Source organism: Aeribacillus pallidus, assembly GCF_050478865.1.
Classification (GTDB): domain Bacteria; phylum Bacillota; class Bacilli; order Bacillales; family JACDOC01; genus JACDOC01.
In genome coordinates this window covers 1-19,488 of sequence record NZ_JBCNBW010000061.1, presented here as the reverse complement: position 1 = coordinate 19,488, position 19,488 = coordinate 1, and the positions used below count along the sequence as shown (strand labels likewise).

The 19,488-nt window shown below is 39.3% G+C and carries 17 protein-coding genes and 1 other annotated feature; of the genes, 15 read left to right on the top strand and 2 right to left on the bottom strand.

Translation table 11 applies throughout. From position 1 onward, the window contains the following. Positions 1-494: 494 nt before the first annotated feature. Positions 495-704: a small acid-soluble spore protein SspI gene (gene sspI, locus ABES52_RS13610; RefSeq protein ID WP_429651725.1), complete on the bottom strand. Its 210-nt coding sequence runs from the start codon at positions 702-704 to the stop codon at positions 495-497. A gap of 98 nt (positions 705-802) precedes the next feature. Between sspI and ABES52_RS13605 the strand changes: the two genes are divergently transcribed. From ABES52_RS13605 to pheT, 3 genes are all read left to right on the top strand, one after another. Next, positions 803-1,558 carry a TrmH family RNA methyltransferase gene (locus tag ABES52_RS13605; protein WP_429651724.1) on the top strand — a complete coding sequence of 252 codons (756 nt, stop codon included), beginning with the start codon at positions 803-805 and terminating at the stop codon, positions 1,556-1,558. A gap of 52 nt (positions 1,559-1,610) precedes the next feature. Beyond that, positions 1,611-1,846 (top strand) — a binding site (T-box leader). A gap of 42 nt (positions 1,847-1,888) precedes the next feature. Continuing rightward, a complete protein-coding gene (gene pheS / locus ABES52_RS13600) occupies positions 1,889-2,923 on the top strand; it encodes a phenylalanine--tRNA ligase subunit alpha (protein ID WP_429651723.1) in 1,035 nt (344 codons plus the stop codon). Between the two features lie 16 nt (positions 2,924-2,939). After that, positions 2,940-5,354 carry a phenylalanine--tRNA ligase subunit beta gene (gene pheT / locus ABES52_RS13595; protein WP_429651722.1) on the top strand — a complete coding sequence of 805 codons (2,415 nt, stop codon included), beginning with the start codon at positions 2,940-2,942 and terminating at the stop codon, positions 5,352-5,354. Positions 5,355-5,524: 170 nt separating this feature from the next. Here the strand turns inward: pheT and rnhC are convergent, their stop codons facing one another. Beyond that, on the bottom strand, positions 5,525-6,430 hold the full coding sequence (gene rnhC / locus ABES52_RS13590; protein ID WP_429651721.1) for a ribonuclease HIII: 906 nt from the start codon (positions 6,428-6,430) through the stop codon (positions 5,525-5,527). Between the two features lie 108 nt (positions 6,431-6,538). Between rnhC and zapA the strand changes: the two genes are divergently transcribed. From zapA to ABES52_RS13530, 12 genes are all read left to right on the top strand, one after another. Next, positions 6,539-6,799 (top strand): cell division protein ZapA, encoded by a 261-nt coding sequence (gene zapA, locus ABES52_RS13585; RefSeq protein WP_429651720.1) that lies wholly within the window; start codon positions 6,539-6,541, stop codon positions 6,797-6,799. A 7-nt stretch (positions 6,800-6,806) separates the two neighbouring features. Beyond that, the gene (locus ABES52_RS13580; RefSeq protein WP_429651719.1) at positions 6,807-7,352 is read left to right on the top strand and encodes a CvpA family protein; all 546 of its coding nucleotides are present in this window, start codon (positions 6,807-6,809) and stop codon (positions 7,350-7,352) included. A 49-nt stretch (positions 7,353-7,401) separates the two neighbouring features. After that, the gene (gene polX / locus ABES52_RS13575) at positions 7,402-9,123 is read left to right on the top strand and encodes a DNA polymerase/3'-5' exonuclease PolX (protein ID WP_429651718.1); all 1,722 of its coding nucleotides are present in this window, start codon (positions 7,402-7,404) and stop codon (positions 9,121-9,123) included. 17 nt (positions 9,124-9,140) lie between these two features. Beyond that, positions 9,141-11,498 carry an endonuclease MutS2 gene (locus ABES52_RS13570; RefSeq protein WP_429651717.1) on the top strand — a complete coding sequence of 786 codons (2,358 nt, stop codon included), beginning with the start codon at positions 9,141-9,143 and terminating at the stop codon, positions 11,496-11,498. Positions 11,499-11,517: 19 nt separating this feature from the next. After that, positions 11,518-11,925 (top strand): DUF350 domain-containing protein, encoded by a 408-nt coding sequence (locus ABES52_RS13565; protein WP_429651716.1) that lies wholly within the window; start codon positions 11,518-11,520, stop codon positions 11,923-11,925. Between the two features lie 501 nt (positions 11,926-12,426). Beyond that, positions 12,427-14,118 carry a long-chain-fatty-acid--CoA ligase gene (locus tag ABES52_RS13560; RefSeq protein ID WP_429651715.1) on the top strand — a complete coding sequence of 564 codons (1,692 nt, stop codon included), beginning with the start codon at positions 12,427-12,429 and terminating at the stop codon, positions 14,116-14,118. 127 nt (positions 14,119-14,245) lie between these two features. After that, complete coding sequence (gene fadR, locus ABES52_RS13555; RefSeq protein ID WP_429651714.1) at positions 14,246-14,830, top strand: fatty acid metabolism transcriptional regulator FadR; 585 nt, start codon at positions 14,246-14,248, stop codon at positions 14,828-14,830. Positions 14,831-14,858: 28 nt separating this feature from the next. Continuing rightward, positions 14,859-15,623, top strand: a complete 765-nt coding sequence (locus ABES52_RS13550; protein WP_429651713.1) for an enoyl-CoA hydratase — start codon at positions 14,859-14,861, stop codon at positions 15,621-15,623. A gap of 77 nt (positions 15,624-15,700) precedes the next feature. After that, positions 15,701-16,474: an electron transfer flavoprotein subunit beta/FixA family protein gene (locus ABES52_RS13545; RefSeq protein ID WP_429651712.1), complete on the top strand. Its 774-nt coding sequence runs from the start codon at positions 15,701-15,703 to the stop codon at positions 16,472-16,474. 33 nt (positions 16,475-16,507) lie between these two features. Then, positions 16,508-17,488 carry an electron transfer flavoprotein subunit alpha/FixB family protein gene (locus ABES52_RS13540; RefSeq protein WP_429651711.1) on the top strand — a complete coding sequence of 327 codons (981 nt, stop codon included), beginning with the start codon at positions 16,508-16,510 and terminating at the stop codon, positions 17,486-17,488. A 173-nt stretch (positions 17,489-17,661) separates the two neighbouring features. Then, positions 17,662-17,976, top strand: a complete 315-nt coding sequence (gene trxA, locus ABES52_RS13535; protein ID WP_429651710.1) for a thioredoxin — start codon at positions 17,662-17,664, stop codon at positions 17,974-17,976. Positions 17,977-18,128: 152 nt separating this feature from the next. Then, on the top strand, positions 18,129-19,316 hold the full coding sequence (locus tag ABES52_RS13530) for a hypothetical protein (RefSeq protein ID WP_429651709.1): 1,188 nt from the start codon (positions 18,129-18,131) through the stop codon (positions 19,314-19,316). The last annotated feature ends 172 nt before the right edge of the window (positions 19,317-19,488 follow it).

Sequence of the window (19,488 nt, the reverse complement as noted above, 5' to 3'; positions counted from 1 at the left end):
TATTCAGTCTCCTAGTGGGAACAGATAAATGTATTTATTATCAAATAAAGCATAATCTGAGGATACTCTATAGAACATTACACAAAATTCTTGACGGTACCATTATTTCTCCCCCACTATACGTTGCTGAGATTATATTTCCTTCTTGTTTATATTCAAAAAAATTTTTGATGAAACTTCTCCGTTAGCTGTATTTTCAATTAAAACAAACTTACGACCGTTATAATTGATCACCAATAACCCTCTTTCATTCTGAATTTTGAGTTATTTTACCACATGTTTTATCCTTTTTCAGCTATCAAATTTATTATCATTTGGTCAACTAATCTGCATTTTTGTTGAGGAAGAAATTTAACTAACTTAAACACGATTATCGTTGATTTAACAACAAAAAAAGCAAACCAAATCGTATGCGAATTGGTCTGCTTAATACACTGTTATTTCGTATATTTCCCCTATAAGTAAATCGGTGTAGAAACCAACTTCCTTTGATCCTATTGTTTTACCGCTTGTTCAAGCGTAGAAAGCATCATGTCTTTTTGCTGTTCCGTTGAATGGTTCCAGAGCGCTTCAAATAGAACTCCTAAACCCGGAAGCGTTTTTTCTTCCCCTTGCTGAATGGCATCCTCAATTGTGTCTTCTAGTTGTTCTTTTGTGTTGTTGGCTACATTTTGCATAATCGCATGCCGTAAATTTAAATCCATCTTAATTTCACCTCGCTATTATGTATTTCACATTTATTTTTTGCTAGTATTTCGTTTATTATGTATAAAGAAACGTTCAAAGCAAAGGAGAATTCGACTTGAAACGAATTGCATCAGTCAAAAACCCACAAGTGAAACAGTGGAAAAAGTTATTAACAAAAAAAGAGCGGGAAAAAACAGGTTGGTTTCTTATCGAAGGATTTCATTTAGTTGAAGAAGCATTAAATAGTGATATCCACATTGTGGAAATAATTGTAGAAGAGAATAAACAACTTCCGCCAAATTGGAATGTAGCGGACATTCCTATGACATTTGTAACCGAAGAAATTATGATAGCGATTAGCGATACGGAAACGCCACAAGGCATCGCGGCTGTTTGCCAACAATTCACAGAAAAAACGATCGACTGGGAAAATGCGAATGTCCTGTTAATTGACGCAGTACAAGACCCAGGAAATATAGGGACGATGATTCGGACAGCGGATGCAGCGGGGATCGATGCCGTTATCCTTGGAGAAGGGTGTGTTGATTTATATAATCCAAAAGTGATTCGTTCTACTCAAGGGTCGCTATTTCATTTGCCGATTTTCAAAGGGAACTTATATGAGTGGATTGAAACGTTAAAAGAACATCATGTGCACATATACGGTACGTCGCTAGAGAACAGTGAAAATTACAAACTAGTGGAACCGAAACATCCATTTGCTCTTCTTGTCGGAAATGAAGGAAGTGGAGTGAGTAAAGATTTACTACAATTAACGTCAAAAAATTTGTACATTCCGATTTACGGAAAAGCGGAATCATTAAATGTGGCTATAGCGACAGGAATTTTACTTTATTATTTACGTGGATAAAGGTTGCATCGGATGAACGGTTTCCCTATAATATAAAAATAGTTAAATAAGGAAAACAACGATGATAGAGAAGAGTAGCTTGCCATTCGCCATCCAGGGAGAAAACGCCGTAGACTGGGAGCGTTTTTATGGTAGAAGCAAGTGAATTCACCTCTGGAGTTGACACTTGGACCATTCTAGTCAGAGCTAGAATGTAAAGGTGTTCCGGATACGTCCGTTATCTCAATGAAGTGAACAGCGTTTTTCGCTGTTAACAAGGGTGGTACCGCGATTTCACTCGTCCCTTACGCAGGGGCGAGTTTTTTATTTTTAATAAAGGAGGAAATGTCGATGAAAGAACGTTTACAAGAGCTACAACAAGAAGCGCTTGAAAAGATCAAGCAAGCAAGTGATTTAAAGGCGCTTAACGATGTTCGTGTTGCTTACCTTGGTAAAAAAGGCCCGATTACGGAAGTACTTCGCGGCATGGGAAAATTATCACCAGAAGAACGCCCAATCATGGGAGCACTTGTGAATGAAGTCCGGCAAACGATTCAATCCGCATTAGAAGAAAGACAAGTGAAACTAGAACAAGAAGAAATCGAGAAAAAATTAGCCTCTGAAGCCATTGATGTAACGCTTCCGGGTCGCCCTGTTCGAGTAGGAAATCATCATCCGCTTACGAGAGTCATTGAAGAAATTGAAGACTTATTTATTGGCATGGGGTATACCATTGCAGAAGGTCCAGAAGTGGAAAAAGACTACTACAACTTCGAAGCTTTAAACTTACCAAAAGGACATCCAGCCCGCGATATGCAAGATTCTTTCTATATTACGGGTGAAATTTTACTTCGCACGCATACATCACCGGTACAAGCGCGAACGATGGAAAAGCATGAAGGTCGTGGCCCGGTAAAAATCATTTGTCCGGGGAAAGTGTATCGTCGCGATAACGATGACGCTACCCACTCTCATCAATTTACCCAAATTGAAGGACTTGTGGTTGATGAAAACATTCGTATGAGCGACTTAAAAGGAACCCTTCAAGCGTTTGCGAAGAAAATGTTCGGGGAAGATCGTGAAATTCGCTTCCGCCCAAGCTTCTTCCCATTTACTGAACCATCTGTAGAAGTGGACGTATCCTGTTTTAACTGCGGTGGTCATGGCTGTAACGTATGTAAAGGAACCGGATGGATTGAAATTTTAGGTGCTGGTATGGTTCATCCGAACGTGTTAGAAATGGCCGGGTTTGATTCGAAAAAATATACTGGATTTGCGTTCGGTATGGGACCTGAGCGAATCGCTATGTTGAAATACGGCATTGATGATATTCGTCATTTCTATCAAAATGACATTCGTTTCTTACAACAATTTAATCGCGCGTAAAGGGAGGGAATATTACATGTTTGTATCATACAAATGGCTACAAGAATACGTAGATTTAACGGGGATTACGGCAAAAGAACTTGCGGATAAAATTACCAAAAGTGGCATTGAGGTTGAAAGTGTCGAATTGTTAAATAAAGGAGCGAAAGGCGTAGTCGTTGGGCATGTACTTGAGCGTGAACAACACCCGAACGCTGATAAATTAAGTAAATGTTTAGTCGATATCGGTGAAGAAGAACCTGTGCAAATTATTTGCGGAGCGCCAAACGTTGCGAAAGGTCAAAAAGTAGCTGTCGCTAAAGTAGGAGCGGTTCTTCCAGGTAATTTTAAAATTAAGAAAGCAAAGCTTCGTGGAGAAGAATCACATGGGATGATTTGTTCCCTTCAAGAGTTGGGAATTGAATCTAAACTGGTTACGAAAGAATTTGCAGACGGTATTTTTGTTTTCCCAAGCGATGCACCGGTTGGGGCAGATGCATTAGAACAATTAAACTTAGATGATGAAGTGTTAGAATTAGGGTTAACACCAAACCGTGCGGATTGCTTAAGCATGATTGGGGTGGCCTATGAAGTAGCGGCCATTTTAGGTCGGGAAGTAAAATGGCCAAAAGTAGAGTTGCAAGAAACAAGCGAAAACGTAGAGGACTACATTTCAGTAAAAGTAGAAGCGACAGAAGATAATCCACTATATGCAGCGCGCATTGTAAAAAATGTCAAAATTGGTCCATCTCCGTTATGGATGCAAACAAGACTGATGGCTGCAGGTATTCGCCCGCATAACAATGTTGTCGATATTACAAACTACATTTTATTAGAGTACGGCCAACCATTACATGCATTCGACTACGATCGTCTCGGTTCCAAAGAAATTGTTGTACGTCGGGCAAAAACAGGTGAAAAAATTGTTACTCTTGATGAAGTGGAGCGCACGTTAACGGAAGAAAATCTTGTCATTACAAATGGTACAGAACCGGTTGCACTTGCTGGTGTCATGGGTGGAGCAAACTCCGAAGTACAAAACGATACGACAACGGTATTAATCGAATCGGCTTATTTCAAAAATACGACGGTACGTAAAGCGTCAAAAGACCATGGTTTACGTAGTGAGGCAAGTACACGGTTTGAAAAAGGCATTGACCCGGCACGCACAAAAGAAGCATTAGATCGTGCTGCTGCTTTAATGGCTCAATATGCAGGTGGAGAAATCGTTCGTGGTGTCGCAGAAGTGGATCTGCTAGAACAAAAGGAAGTTGTTGTGACGATTACACTTGATCGAATTAACAGCGTATTAGGGACCAACATTTCAACAGAAGAAGTAAGCAGCATTTTATCGAACCTACAATTTGCTTTCACAGAAGATAATGGATTGTTTAAGATTACAGTACCTTCTCGCCGGCCAGATATCTCCATTCCAGAGGATATTATTGAAGAAGTAGCGAGATTGTACGGCTATGATCACTTACCAACCACATTACCAGTGGCAGAAACGCAACCAGGAACATTAACTCCATATCAAGCAAAACGCCGGAAAGTGCGCCGCTATTTAGAACATGTGGGACTTTTCCAAGCGATTACGTATTCGTTAACAAGTGAAGAGAAAGCAACGAAATTTGCATTGGAAACAGCGGAGCCTATTCGTTTGGCAATGCCGATGAGCGAAGAGCGGAGTGTCCTTCGTCAAAGCTTAATTCCTCACTTGTTAGAAGTTGTTAGTTACAACCGAGCCCGTCAAATGGACAATGTGGCTGTGTATGAAACGGGAGCAGTTTACTTAGCAAAAGGAAACGATGAATTGCCAGAGGAAAAAGAACGATTAGCAGGTGTGATCACTGGTGTGTGGCATGCGCACTTATGGCAAGGTGAGAAAAAACCGGTAGACTTCTATGTCGTAAAAGGAATTTTAGATGGATTGTTCGATATGCTTGGATTACAGAATCGCATTGACTATACTCAAGCGAAACTTGATGGAATGCATCCAGGCCGTACGGCAGAGATTTTACTAGACGGAAAGGTGATCGGCTTTGTTGGACAGGTACACCCTCGAGTCCAAAAAGAAAATGATTTAAAAGAAACGTACGTCTTCGAGTTAGCGTTAACCGATGTATTACATGCTGAGGTCGAAGATATTCGTTACGCACCGATTCCACGCTTCCCGTCCATGACACGTGATGTTGCGTTTGTGGTGGATAAAGGTGTCATTGCTGGAGACATCCAAAAAACGATTGTCAAGACAGGCGGCGAATTGTTAAAAGAAGTAACGATTTTCGACGTTTATGAAGGGGATCGTCTACCAGAAGGTAAAAAATCCATTGCCTTCTCTCTCCGTTACTTTGACCCTGAACGTACGTTAACTGACGAAGAAGTGACTGCTTTACATGAACAAGTGGTTCAAGCGGTAGAAGAGCAATTTGGGGCTACATTACGTGGGTAAACTTTCATTTAGTGAATGGAAAACTCATGAAAATAGAAACAGAACTTAAAACCAAAAGGCCAATTCATTAGAAATTGGCCTTTTGGTTTATAAAAATAATTCAGTTAATAATTGTCAGAGAAGAATAAGGGGTGCTAGAAGTAGTATAGTGATAAAATTAGTCAATAATATTATTTCACAAGTCGCTTTGCTTTCTCGGTATTGGCAAAATGTAGTTTGCAATACATGCGTAATGCTTCTTCCCCTTGTTCCCGAAGAAGCCTAGCGGCCGCTTCGTCCACTTGTTTGCCAGCCCCCTTAGGTAAAGAAAATCCTGCTTTTTCACTCAAGCGATGCATCTCCTTTAAAAAGGCGTACCGAGCAATAATGGAGGAAGCAGCGACAGATAAATGGAGCTGTTCTGCCTTCATCCGAAAATGAACGTTCGTTGTAACAACCTCTTTTTGACCCTTTACATAAGAATAATATTTGTCTTGATCAATGAATTGGTCAATTAAAATTCCTTCTGGTTGTTCTGGCGCGATTTTTTTCAATAAATGGACGATTGCTTGGTTATGTAGAATAGCTTTCATTTTCGTTTGTGGATAACCTCGTTGTTGCAACGTATTATACTTTTCATTTGACAAAATTAATAAACTATATGGGACAATCGAGATAAGTTTTTTGGCGATTTGTACAATATGATCATCCGTTAAATGTTTCGAATCTTTAACACCTATTTGTTGTAAGATAGGGATTTGCTCTTTTTTTACATAAGACGCCACAACGGTTATTGGGCCAAAGTAATCACCGGTGCCTACTTCGTCGGACCCAATAAAGGAACGATGATAAAATGCGTCAGTAGCTGATGCATCTGTTCTCTCTTTGGTGATTGTTTCGTCCCATCTTTTTGCTTCCTTATCACCTAATGCTCCTTGAAACAATACTTTACCCGAACGATAGGCGGTGATGACGCATTGTGGAAGCTTAGCGACAAACACACTACCCGGTGGAAGTTTAGAGGATAGATAATCTTTGTAAAATCGTTCCATTTCTTCAATTGTTTCTGACGATACGTGTAACACTTGATTAGACATAGGCATCTCCTTTTTCATGAGTTATTTCTAATATAGAGTTTTCTTCCCAATTTTGAAAGAAACATGTTATCATATTGTTTAGGATTTTTAGAAATGGAGGCTTTCAATTTGTCTGATGAGCAAAAGAACCGTATATCCGTTGACATTTATGGTCAAAACTACGTTATTGTTGGAGCGGAAAGCACTCATCACCTTCGGCTCGTCGCCTCACTTGTCGATGAAAAAATGCGCGAAATCAGTGAAAAAAACCCAACGTTAGATATTAGTAAACTTGCTGTATTAACGGCGGTGAATGCCGTTCATGATTATATTAAATTAAAAGAACAATACGAAGAATTACAAAAACAACTAAAACAAATAAAGGACTGAAGAAGTCATGTTAGATGTCGTCATTTTGTTATTACTATTGTTTGGATTTTTTATCGGTTTTCGTCGCGGATTTATTCTACAAACCATTCATATGGTTGGCTTTTTCGTTTCTTTTATCGTTGCTTACCTTTATTACGATGATTTAGCATCCATTCTTAAATTATGGGTTCCTTATCCGGTGATGGCAACCGATGGACCATTGCAAATGTTGTTTGCAAATGATCATTTAGAAACTGCTTATTATCGAGCTATTGCCTTTGCCATCATTTTCTTTGTGTTTAAAATTTTGTTGCAAATCATCGGCTCGATGCTTGACTTCCTTGCCCATTTACCGATTTTAAAACAGGCAAACATATGGGCCGGAGGGATGCTCGGCTTATTAGAAGTGTATTTCATTTTGTTTATTGTATTATACATTGTTGCGTTAGTGCCAATTGAATCGATTCAAGCAACGCTGCAACAGTCAGTACTTGCTGAAGCCATGATTAAACACACTCCATTTATTTCCTCAATGGTGAAACAATGGTGGCTTGAATACGTTCCAATTCGTTGATCGGGGTGTCCCCGATTCTTTTTTTTCAAGCGGGACAGGAGGTAGTGATATGGTAACAAAAAAAGATGTGATTCGGCTTCTTGAACGTATTGCGTTATATATGGAATTAAAAGGTGAAAATCCGTTTAAAATATCCGCTTTCCGAAAAGCCGCGCAAAGTTTAGAAACCGATGCCCGAAGTTTAACAGAAATTACGGATTTTACGAAGTTACCAGGAATCGGGAAAGGAACGGCTGCTGTAATCCAAGAATACATCGAAACTGGTTCGTCTGAGGTGTTAGAAGGGTTACAAAAAGAGGTTCCAGAAGGATTGATTCCTCTGTTGCAATTACCTGGAGTCGGCGGGAAAAAATTGTCCAAGCTGTATCACGAGCTTGGGGTGATTGATGCTGAAACGTTAAAACAAGCGTGTGAAGAAGGAAAAGTTCAGAAGCTAGCTGGATTTGGTAAAAAAACGGAGGAAAAACTATTAGCTGCACTGGAGCAATTTGGAAAGCGACCGGAACGTTTACCGATTGCATTCATGTTACCAATTGTCGAAACATTGGAACGGAAACTTAAGCAATTCGACGGTATTGAGAAGTTTTCTCGAGCCGGGAGTATACGCCGGATAAAAGAAACGATTAAAGATATCGATTTTATCATCGCAACAAAAGAACCAGAAAAAGTTAAAGAACAACTTCTACAATTGGAGCGCATTAAAGAAGCAGTATCGAACGGTCCGACAAAAGTTTCGTTAACGTTTGCTTACGACTATGACGTTAATGTCGACTTTCGCCTCGTCGCACCGGAACAATTTGCGACTGCTCTTCACCATTTTACTGGATCGAAGGAACATAATGTTAGAATGAGACAACTTGCGAAAGAGCGTGGCGAGAAAATAAGCGAATACGGAGTAGAAGATATGAATACTGGACATATTCAAACGTTTTCTTCTGAAGAAGCTTTTTTCAACCATTTCTCTTTGCCATTCATTCCTCCAGAAATGAGAGAGTCCGGGGAGGAAATTGAACGAATTCTTGAACAACCGGCTTATCTTTCTTTATCCGATATTCGTGGAGATTTACACATGCACTCGACTTGGAGCGATGGGGCTCATTCGATCGAAGAAATGGTAGAAGCTTGTCGAAAACGAGGTTATCAGTATTTGGCCATTACTGATCATTCCCAATTTTTAAAAGTGGCGAGCGGTTTAACGAAAGAACGTTGGTACAAACAACGGGAAGAAATACAACGGTTGAATGAAAAGTATGATGATATAACGATTTTAACGGGAATTGAAATGGATATTTTACCAGATGGGTCCTTAGACTTTGAGGATGACGTCATTCAAGAAATGGATGTAGTTATTGCTTCCATCCATTCTCATTTTCAACAACCCAAAGAGAAAATTATGGAACGGTTAAAAACTGCCCTTTCTTCCCAACATGTCGATATTATTGCCCATCCGACAGGACGTCTCATTGGACGAAGAGATGGTTATGATGTAAATATCGACTTACTCATTCAACTAGCCAAAGAAACGAATACGGCGTTAGAATTAAATGCGAATCCACATCGCTTTGATTTATGTGTAGAGCATTTACAAAAAGCGCAATATGCTGGAGTTAAAGTGGTGATAAACACCGATGCACATCATATTAATCATCTATCCTTCATGGAACTTGGCGTATCTGTTGGAAGAAAAGCATGGTTAAAGAAAGAAACGGTTCTAAATACGTACAATATAGACGAATTAAAGAATTTTCTAAAACGCCATGATGAACAGTAAGGGGGGACACGGAAACAATGAATGAACGACTTTTACACACATTAGAATTTGATAAAATACGCGAACAGCTGTTATCGTATGCTTCTTCAACACTTGGAGAAGAAAAGGTAAAACAATTAGTACCTTCTTCTTCGTTTGAAGAAGTCAAACGATGGCAAGATGAAACGGACGAAGGCGTCACTATATTACGTTTAAAAGGACATATGCCACTCGACGGCATTTACAACGTTCGACCATATGTCAAACGAGCACAAATTGGTGGAATGCTACACTCGATTGATTTAATGGAAATCGGAAGCACGATACAAGCCGCCCGTAGTGTAAAAAATTACATTGAAGGACTTATTGAAGAGGAGCACTCCCTTCCGTGCTTACATGAGGTTGTTCAGGCGATTTATCCACTTCCAGCTGTAGAGCAACGTATTAAACGGACGGTTGACGAAAATGGGGAGATTCTCGATTCGGCTAGCGACTTGTTACGGCAACTGCGACAACAAATTCGTCAAACTGAAAGCCGTGTTAGAGAAAAGTTGGAAAGTATGATTCGTTCATCGAATGCGCAAAAAATGCTTTCCGACGCCATCATTACTATTCGTAACGACCGCTTCGTCATTCCGGTCAAACAAGAATATCGGAGTCATTATGGTGGAATCGTTCATGACCAATCGTCTTCGGGACAAACGTTATTTATTGAACCTGAGGCGATTGTATCTTTGAATAATCAATTGCGTGAAGTTCGGTTAAAGGAACAACAAGAAATTGAGCGTATTTTAATTGAGTTGTCTCAATTAGTCGGTGAACATGCGGAAGAAATTTTACGGATGGTAGATGCGTTAAGCAAAGTTGATTTTATTATGGCAAAAGCGCGTTTTGCTCGAGCAATGAAGGCATCGAAACCGGTGTTAAACGACGAAGGAATCATTCAATTATGGAAAGCGCGCCATCCGCTTTTACCTTACGAAGAGGCGGTACCGAACGACATTGAACTAGGAAAAGATTTTACAACGATAGTCATTACGGGTCCAAATACCGGAGGAAAAACGGTTACGTTAAAAACCATTGGTTTATGCACGCTAATGGCCCAAGCTGGTTTACAAATTCCCGCCCAAGACGGCTCGGAAATAGCAGTTTTTCAACATGTGTTTGCTGACATTGGGGACGAACAATCCATTGAACAGAGTTTAAGTACATTTTCTTCTCACATGGTGAATATTGTTGATATTTTAAAACAAGTAGATGACCAAAGTTTAGTTCTATTTGATGAACTAGGAGCAGGAACCGATCCACAGGAAGGGGCTGCACTAGCGATTTCCATTTTAGATGAAGTCACCCAGCGAGGGGCACGAGTGGTGGCGACAACGCATTATCCCGAATTGAAAGCGTATGGTTACAATCGATCAGGGGTTATGAACGCGAGCGTGGAATTTGATATCGATTCATTAAGTCCAACGTATAAATTGTTAATTGGTGTTCCTGGACGAAGCAATGCGTTTGAAATTTCGAAACGTCTCGGTTTGGATACGAATATCATTGAGCGAGCTCGCAATCATGTCAGCATCGAATCGAACAAGGTTGACAAGATGATTGCTTCTTTAGAAGAAAGTAAACGAAAAGCAGATGAAGAATGGAAAGAAATTAATGAGTTGTTAAAAGAAGCAGAAAAAATTCATAAAGATCTCAAGCAACAAATGATGGAATTTTACCGACGGAAAGATGAATTATACGAAGAAGCAGAAAAAAAAGCGGAACAAATTGTTGAGAAAGCGAAAGAAGAAGCTGAAGCCGTCATCCGTGATTTACGGAAACTGCGCCTTGAAAAGAGGGCTGATATTAAAGAACATGAACTCATCGACGCCAGAAAACGATTAAAAGAAGCAGTGCCAGTATTGGAAAAATCGAAACAAACGTTGGAAAAGAAAAAGAATCAACGCACTCTCCAACCTGGAGATGAAGTGAAAGTATTAAGCTTCGACCAAAAAGGGACGCTATTGGAACGAGTAAATGAGCACGAATGGCAAGTGCAAATCGGGATTATGAAAATGAAAGTGAAAGAGTCGGATTTAGAGTTTATTAAGTCAAAACCAGCCGTTGAGACAACACCTTTAGCAACGGTGAAAGGAAAAGATTATCATGTTGGACTGGAACTTGATCTTCGTGGTGAGCGTTATGAAGATGCGTTAATCCAGGTAGAAAAGTATATTGACGATGCCCTATTAGCTGGATATCCAAGAGTATCCATTATTCACGGAAAAGGAACCGGTGCACTCAGACAAGGAGTTCATCAATATTTAAAAAATCATGCTCGAGTGAAAGGTTTTCGCCTTGGCGCCGCTGGGGAAGGCGGAAGCGGAGTGACTGTCGTGGAATTAAAATAGGTAAAAGGGGAACTAAACGATGAATCCATTTTGGGAAAATGAGTTTATCCAAACCGCGGGATATTATAGTGTAGTTATTTTATGTATGATTATCTTTTTGGCGATTTTTGAACTTGTCACCAAATATCGGAACTGGGAAGAAATTAAAAAAGGAAATATGGCGGTAGCCATGGCTACGGGTGGAAAAATTTTTGGCATTGCCAATATTTTTCGTCACTCCATTCAACAACACGATACCCTCTTTACGATGATTATGTGGGGAGTTTTTGGATTTGTTCTTTTATTAATCGGCTACTTTATTTATGAATTTTTAACCCCCAAATTTAAAATTGACGAAGAAATCGAACAGGACAACCGAGCGGTCGGGTTCATTTCAATGGTCATTTCCATTGGCCTATCTTACGTCATCGGAGCAGGAATATCATAAGGGGAGAACATAATGGAAAAATTAGCAAAAATTCTACTTGTATTGTGCGGATGCTTTTTTCTAATTGGTGTCATTTACTTATTGTTTTTTGCATAGGTCAGCTTGCGAGAGCAAGCTGATTTTTTTATAGAAAGGCTCTACCCTGAAATAACTGTGGATAACTTTTGCTGTTATTTCATTTATCGATGTGCCAATTTTTATTGGCATGGTTGTCTGTTAAACGATACTGTTGATATTTATACATTACGCTTGTGGCGGACGCTTTCCGCGGGTAAGGTGCAAGCCGCTTCCCTCGCTACGCTCAAGTATGGGTCTTGCCTGTCTTGCTGTTCCCGCTGGTTCGCCGCCTTTCGCTTCAGTGAACAACTTGCTAAAAATCAACAATGAAATATAACATAGCCTATGGAAAAAATAACCCCTCACTGATTTAAATTGTATCGATGGTTTGGATATAATATAATTATATTAAGAATATAAAAATTCTGAAAAAGGAGGGGCCATATGGAAAGAAGACCTTGGTTACAGCATTATCCATCGGAGATACCTGCATCATTAGAATACGAAAATATTCCTTTACAAACTTTTTTAACAAGGGCAGCTGAACAATTTCCGCATCATGTTGCGATCCACTTTTTAGGAAAGGAATTAACGTATCATGAAGTGTATAATTCCGCGTTAAAACTGGCGAATTACTTAAAAAAGCTTGGTGTTGAAAAAGGTGACCGTGTAGCGATTATGCTTCCAAACTGTCCGCAGTCGGTGATTAGTTATTACGGTATTTTGTATGCAGGCGGAATTGTTGTGCAAACGAATCCGTTATATACGGAGCGGGAATTAGAATATCAAATGAACGATTCCGGAGCAAAAATAATCATTACACTCGACTTATTATTTCCGCGAGTGGCGAAAGTGATGCAAAGCTCCCCTTTAGAGCATGTAATTGTAACCGCTATCAAAGACTATTTACCATTTCCAAAAAACATCATTTACCCTTTTATACAAAAGAAACAGCAAGGAATATCTGTTCAAGTAGAGCCGAGTGCCCGACATCATCTGTTTGCCCGTATCATGAAAGAAGAAATCTCGCAACCGTTATCAATCTCCATCGATCCAGAAGAAGATTTAGCCCTTCTTCAATACACCGGTGGGACGACCGGATTTCCGAAAGGGGTTATGCTCACCCATAAAAACTTAGTAGCGAATGCGACGATGTGTGCTGCTTGGCTGTATAAGACGAAAAAAGGGAAAGAAGTCATTCTTGGCATCTTGCCATTTTTCCATGTATACGGTATGACGACGGTGCTTATTTTAGCAGTCATGCAAGGAAATAAAATGGTGTTGCTTCCAAAATTTGATGTAAAAACAACGTTAAAAACAATTCAAAAACAACGTCCTACATTGTTCCCGGGGGCCCCAACGATTTACATCGGCTTATTAAACCATCCGGATATCTCGAAATACAACTTATCTTCCATTGAAGCGTGTATTAGCGGTTCAGCCCCATTACCTGTAGAAGTACAGCAAAAATTTGAACAAGTAACCGGTGGAAATTTAGTCGAAGGATATGGATTAACAGAAACCTCTCCTGTAAGCCATGGGAATTTCATTTGGGAGAAAAAACGAAAAAAAGGTAGTATCGGTGTGCCATGGCCGGATACGGATGCTATGGTGATGTCTTTAGAAACAGGAGAACCATTACCTCCAAACGAAATTGGAGAAATTGCAATCAAAGGTCCACAAGTGATGAAAGGGTATTGGAATCGTCCAGAAGAGACGGCGCAAGTGTTAAAAGACGGTTGGTTATTAACTGGTGATCTAGGATATATGGATGAAGACGGATATTTTTTTATCGTCGACCGGAAAAAAGACATGATTATTGCAGGTGGCTTTAATATTTATCCACGGGAAGTGGAGGAAGTGTTGTATGAACATCCTTCCATTCAAGAAGTCGTTGTTGTAGGGGTTCCAGACCCGTATCGGGGAGAAACTGTAAAAGCGTATGTCGTTTTAAAAGAAGGAAAAACGGTGTCGGAAGAGGAATTAGATCAATTTGCTCGCAAACATTTAGCTGCATATAAAGTACCACGTTTATATGAATTTCGAGACGAATTGCCAAAAACAGCTGTTGGGAAAATTTTACGACGAGCATTGGTAGAAGAAGAGAAAAAGAAAGCGAGCGAGCGGCAAGCCTAACTCTTTTTGGTTCCCATTTTGAACGAGTTATTAGATTCTTCTTGACACTCGTACAGATGGGTTTTATCATTAAGATATGAATGAATAATCATTCATTTATTTCAGCAACTGTGGTAGGTGGACATGTTTGAAACGAAATAAACCAAAATACAAGCAAATTATCGATGCAGCCGTTGTTGTCATTGCAGAAAATGGATACCATCAATCGCAAGTGTCAAAAATTGCAAGAAAAGCAGGGGTTGCCGACGGTACGATCTACCTTTATTTTAAAAATAAAGAGGATATTTTAATTTCACTTTTTCGCGAAAAAATGGGGATGTTTATTGAAAAAGTAAATGAAGTTATAGCAGGAAAACAAACTGCAGCGGAGAAGTTATTAGTGATGATTGAAAATCATTTTAAAATTATGTCTGAAGATCGTCACTTAGCCATCGTTACGCAATTAGAGCTTCGACAGTCAAATAAAGATATTCGATTAAAAATTAACGAAGTACTTAAAGGTTATTTGAACGTGGTCGATCGTATTTTAAAAGAGGGAATCGAAAATAATGAATTCCGTCAAGATTTAGATATTCGTCTCGCTCGACAAATGATTTTTGGGACCATCGATGAAACCGTTACCACGTGGGTGATGAATGATCAAAAATATGATTTAACTGCATTAGCACCTGCTGTTCATAAGCTCATTATTTCTGGCTGTGGCGGTTCTTAAGACAAAGAGAAGGGGATGGGAATAGAACATGAGTTATTTAAAAATGACAACTGACGAACATGTTGCGATTATTACGATTTTACGTCCACCTGCAAATGCCCTTTCATCCGAATTAATTCGAGAGCTTTCTAGATTGTTAGATGACATTGAACAAAACGATGATGTTCGTGTCGTTTTATTGCATGGTGAAGGACGCTTTTTTTCAGCCGGAGCAGATATCAAAGAATTTACTGTTATTTCATCTGGGGAAGAGTTTGCTAGAAACGGACAACAAGTATTTGAACAGATGGAAAAATTTTCGAAACCGATTATTGCAGCTATTCACGGGGCTGCACTCGGTGGTGGCCTTGAGTTAGCAATGGCTTGTCATGTTCGATTTGTTAGCGAAAATGCCAAATTAGGCTTACCGGAACTACAATTAGGTATCATTCCAGGGTTTGCAGGGACGCAACGCCTTCCGCGTTACGTTGGTTTGGCAAAAGCAGCGGAAATGTTATTTACAAGCGAACCGATTTCTGGAGTGGAAGCGGTTCAATGGGGCTTAGCCAACAAAGCGTTTCGAGAGGAAGAGTTGTTAAATGAAGCAAAAGCGTTTGCGAAAAAGGTTGCTAAGAAAAGCCCAATCTCACTAAAAGCGACGATTGAATTATTAAATTACGCGAAATCCTCTTCTTTTGCTGAAGGGGTTGAAAAAGAAGCCCAATTGTTTGGCGAAGTATTTGGTTCCGAAGATGCGAAGGAAGGCATCCAGGCCTTTTTAGAAAAACGTTCTCCACAATTTAAAGGAAAATAATTTTTTTCACATAAATTTTCTTAATCTTTCAAACGTAAAAAAAGTTTGGATAATATCGAAAATCGGGAGGTTTCGTTATGAACATCTATGTTCTTCTAAAAAGAACGTTTGATACGGAAGAAAAAATCACGATTTCAAATGGAGTAATTGTTGAAGATGGAGCAGAATTCATCATCAACCCTTACGATGAATACGCGGTTGAAGAAGCGATTCAGCTTCGTGACAAACATGGTGGTGAAGTAATAGTTGTGACGGTTGGAAATGAAGAAAGCGAAAAACAACTTCGAACTGCCTTAGCGATGGGGGCAGATAAAGCTGTACTTATTAACATTGAAGATGATGTGGAAGAAAGCGACCAATTTACAACAGCGAAAATTTTATACGAATATTTAAAAGATAAAGAAATCGATTTAATTCTTGCCGGGAATGTGGCGATTGACGGCGGCTCAGGCCAAGTTGGACCACGGGTGGCGGAATTGTTAGGCATTCCATATGTAACGACAATTACAAGCATTGATATTAATGGTAAAGAGGTTTCTATTATTCGGGATGTAGAAGGGGACTCCGAAGTGATTGAAACATCATTGCCACTTCTTGTAACGGCACAACAAGGGTTAAATGAACCTCGTTACCCTTCTCTACCAGGCATTATGAAGGCGAAGAAAAAGCCGCTCGAAGTATTAGAACTAGACGATTTAGATTTAGATGAAGACGATGTAGAAGCGAAAACGAAAACGGTTGAAATATTCTTACCGAAAGCAAAAGAAGCTGGAAAAATTTTAGAAGGTGAATTAGAAGACCAAGTAAAAGAGCTTGTACGCCTTCTTCATACAGAAGCAAAAGTGATTTAATCGGGTGAAACTAAAAGCGCAGGAGGTAACACAATGGGAAAGAAAGTGTTAGTGTTAGGAGAGGTACGTGACGGATCATTACGTAACGTTTCATTTGAAGCGATTGCAGCCGCAAAAACGATTGCCGACGATGGAGAAGTTGTAGGCGTATTAATCGGAGATGCGGTTAAGTCATTAGGGCAAGAATTGATTCAATACGGAGCAGACCGGGTCGTTGTTGTTGAAGACGAGAAATTAAAGCAATATACTTCTGACGGATTTTCGCAAGCGGTGATGGCTGTAATTGATCAAGAAAAGCCTGAAGGAATTGTCTTTGGCCACACGGCACTCGGTAAGGATTTGTCTCCGAAGATTGCAAGTAAATTAGGCGTTGGGTTAATTTCAGATGCAGTTGCATTAGAAGTAGTAGACGGTGAAGTTGTTTTCACTCGCCCAATTTATTCCGGAAAAGCGTTCGAGAAAAAAGTAGTGAAAAATGGTCTTATTTTTGCGACGGTTCGTCCAAACAACATTACACCGCTCGAAAAAGACGAATCTCGTAGTGGGGATATCATTTCTTTATCAGTGGAGATTAAAGATTTACGGACCATTATTAAAGAAGTTGTACGAAAAACGGCAGAAGGTGTTGATTTATCCGAAGCGAAAGTGATTGTCGCAGGTGGTCGTGGAGTAAAAAGCTCCGAAGGATTTGAGCCATTAAAAGAGCTAGCAAAAGTTTTAGGCGGAGCTGTTGGTGCTTCCCGTGGTGCTTGCGATGCAGACTATTGTGACTACTCGCTACAAATTGGACAAACAGGAAAAGTCGTTACTCCAGATTTGTACATTGCTTGTGGTATTTCAGGTGCAATTCAGCACTTAGCCGGAATGTCTAACTCAAAAGTCATTGTCGCGATTAATAAAGATCCAGAAGCAAACATTTTTAAAGTAGCTGATTACGGAATTGTCGGTGACTTATTTGAAGTTGTTCCGATGCTAACGGAAGAATTTAAAAAATTAAAAGTCGCCTCTTCCTAATTTACAAAGAGGGCTCATAAATGGAGCCCTCTTTTTTTGGGTTCCAAGAATACGTCATTGTGCATACATAAAAAAATGTAGGGTAAATTACATTCGAGACAAATTGTTAGCATCTTAAGGTAATCAGTGGTATACTTTCCGTAGAATTTTTTTAATGTAGGAGGTATTTTATAATGGCAATTGTACATGCGACTGATCAAAGCTTTACATCAGATACAAATCAAGGACTTGTTTTAGTGGACTTTTGGGCTCCATGGTGTGGACCTTGTAAAATGATTTCCCCTGTTCTTGATGAGATTGACGCAGAAATGGGCGATAAAGTAAAAGTCGTAAAAGTGAACGTAGATGAAAACCAAGAAACTGCAGGTAAATTTGGTGTCATGAGCATCCCTACCCTATTCGTAATGAAAGACGGTGAAGTGGTAGACAAAGTGATCGGTTACCAACCGAAAGAAGCATTAGTTGAATTATTAAACAAACATATGTAAGAAAATTAAACCCCCGATTGTTCGGGGGTTTAATTTTTGTCTATTCCTTAAAAAAATTGTTTGACATTGAGAATCATTATCGATATAATAATCAAGGGAATGATAATCATTATCAACAACATGTGTTATCGATACATAGGAGGCATTCAGTGATGAAAAAACGTGAGTTAAAACGAATTTTTATGAGCTTTATTGCGGCAAGTGCAGTATTAGCCGCTTGTAATGGTGAAGAACCAAGCAAACAAAATGAACCTACTGAACAAACTAACGAACATGAGCAAGTGCAGTCAGAAGAATCATTATCCATTGACCAAGAAGTAACGGCTTATAAAGAAATGAAAGCAGAATTAGAGAAAATGAAAGAAGGTCAAGAAGTTGATTGGGATCTTGTTTTAAATACGTACCAATCTGATCTTCAGCCAAACGTGAATGCGATAAATGGTGATCTTGACACAACGATTCAAGCAGCAATTTCTGCAGGAACAAATGGAGAAGTAGATGAAAACATTGCACGTCAATTAATTGATAAAGTGACACAATCTTATTTTTATCAAAAACAAAAAAGCTTACAAAAAGAAGCAGTAGCTCTAACGAATGAACAAAAATTCGAGGAAGCTAAGCATACATTCGAACAAATTAAACATTTAATCAATGAAGTATTTATTCCAACGGCTGAAAAGCGTGATAACTATTATGAATTACAAGGTGAAAGCAGCTTAGTCGAAAACATTCAAAACGGTGTTGCCCTACAAGAAGAAGCATTAGCAAATGAAAACGCGGATGACTTTGCAGTTTATTTACAAATAACGGATAAATCTATTTACAAAAGCTACTATTTAGCAGTTAATTCTTATGCTGAAAAGATTGCTAAAGGTATAGAAGAAGGAACAGACGAAGCAGAGTTAAAAATTATGCAAGCAGAAGCGTACGGATTCTATCAAGCGATTAAAGGTTCCCTTTCTTCTGGAGATGAAGAAGCAGCGATGAAGCTTGATGAATTGTTCTCTTTAGACAAAAATAAACCAAGTACTATTAATGCTGATGAAGTGAATAAACTATTTATCCGTGCAATTTCTGGGAAAGTTAAAGGTTATCACGGTAAAGTACCGGCTGCTCTTGATGAAGGTGTGATAACTGAAGCTCGTGTTGAAGCCCTTGAAGGAAATATGTTCTTAAAAATGTTAGAGATGCCGTTAAAGGACATACTAGGGGAAGAAAAAGCTCAAGAAGCTTTCCAACATGCAGAAGAGTGGTATAAAGCTGTTGAAGCAGGCTCTAAAGAAGAAGCAAACACACATAGCAAAGCCATTTTACAAATCGTAGATGAATTACTTTCTTAATGAAAAAGCCGCGATGTTGCGGCTTTTTTCATATGGAGAAAAGGCCGATAATGTGAGTTTCGGACAAATGTGGCTCTATACTAAATGTGGTGGTCATGCTTATCATCTCAAGGGCTCAGATAATTCACAAAAAATGATTAAAAAATAACACCTTCTTCTCTCTCTTTGATAA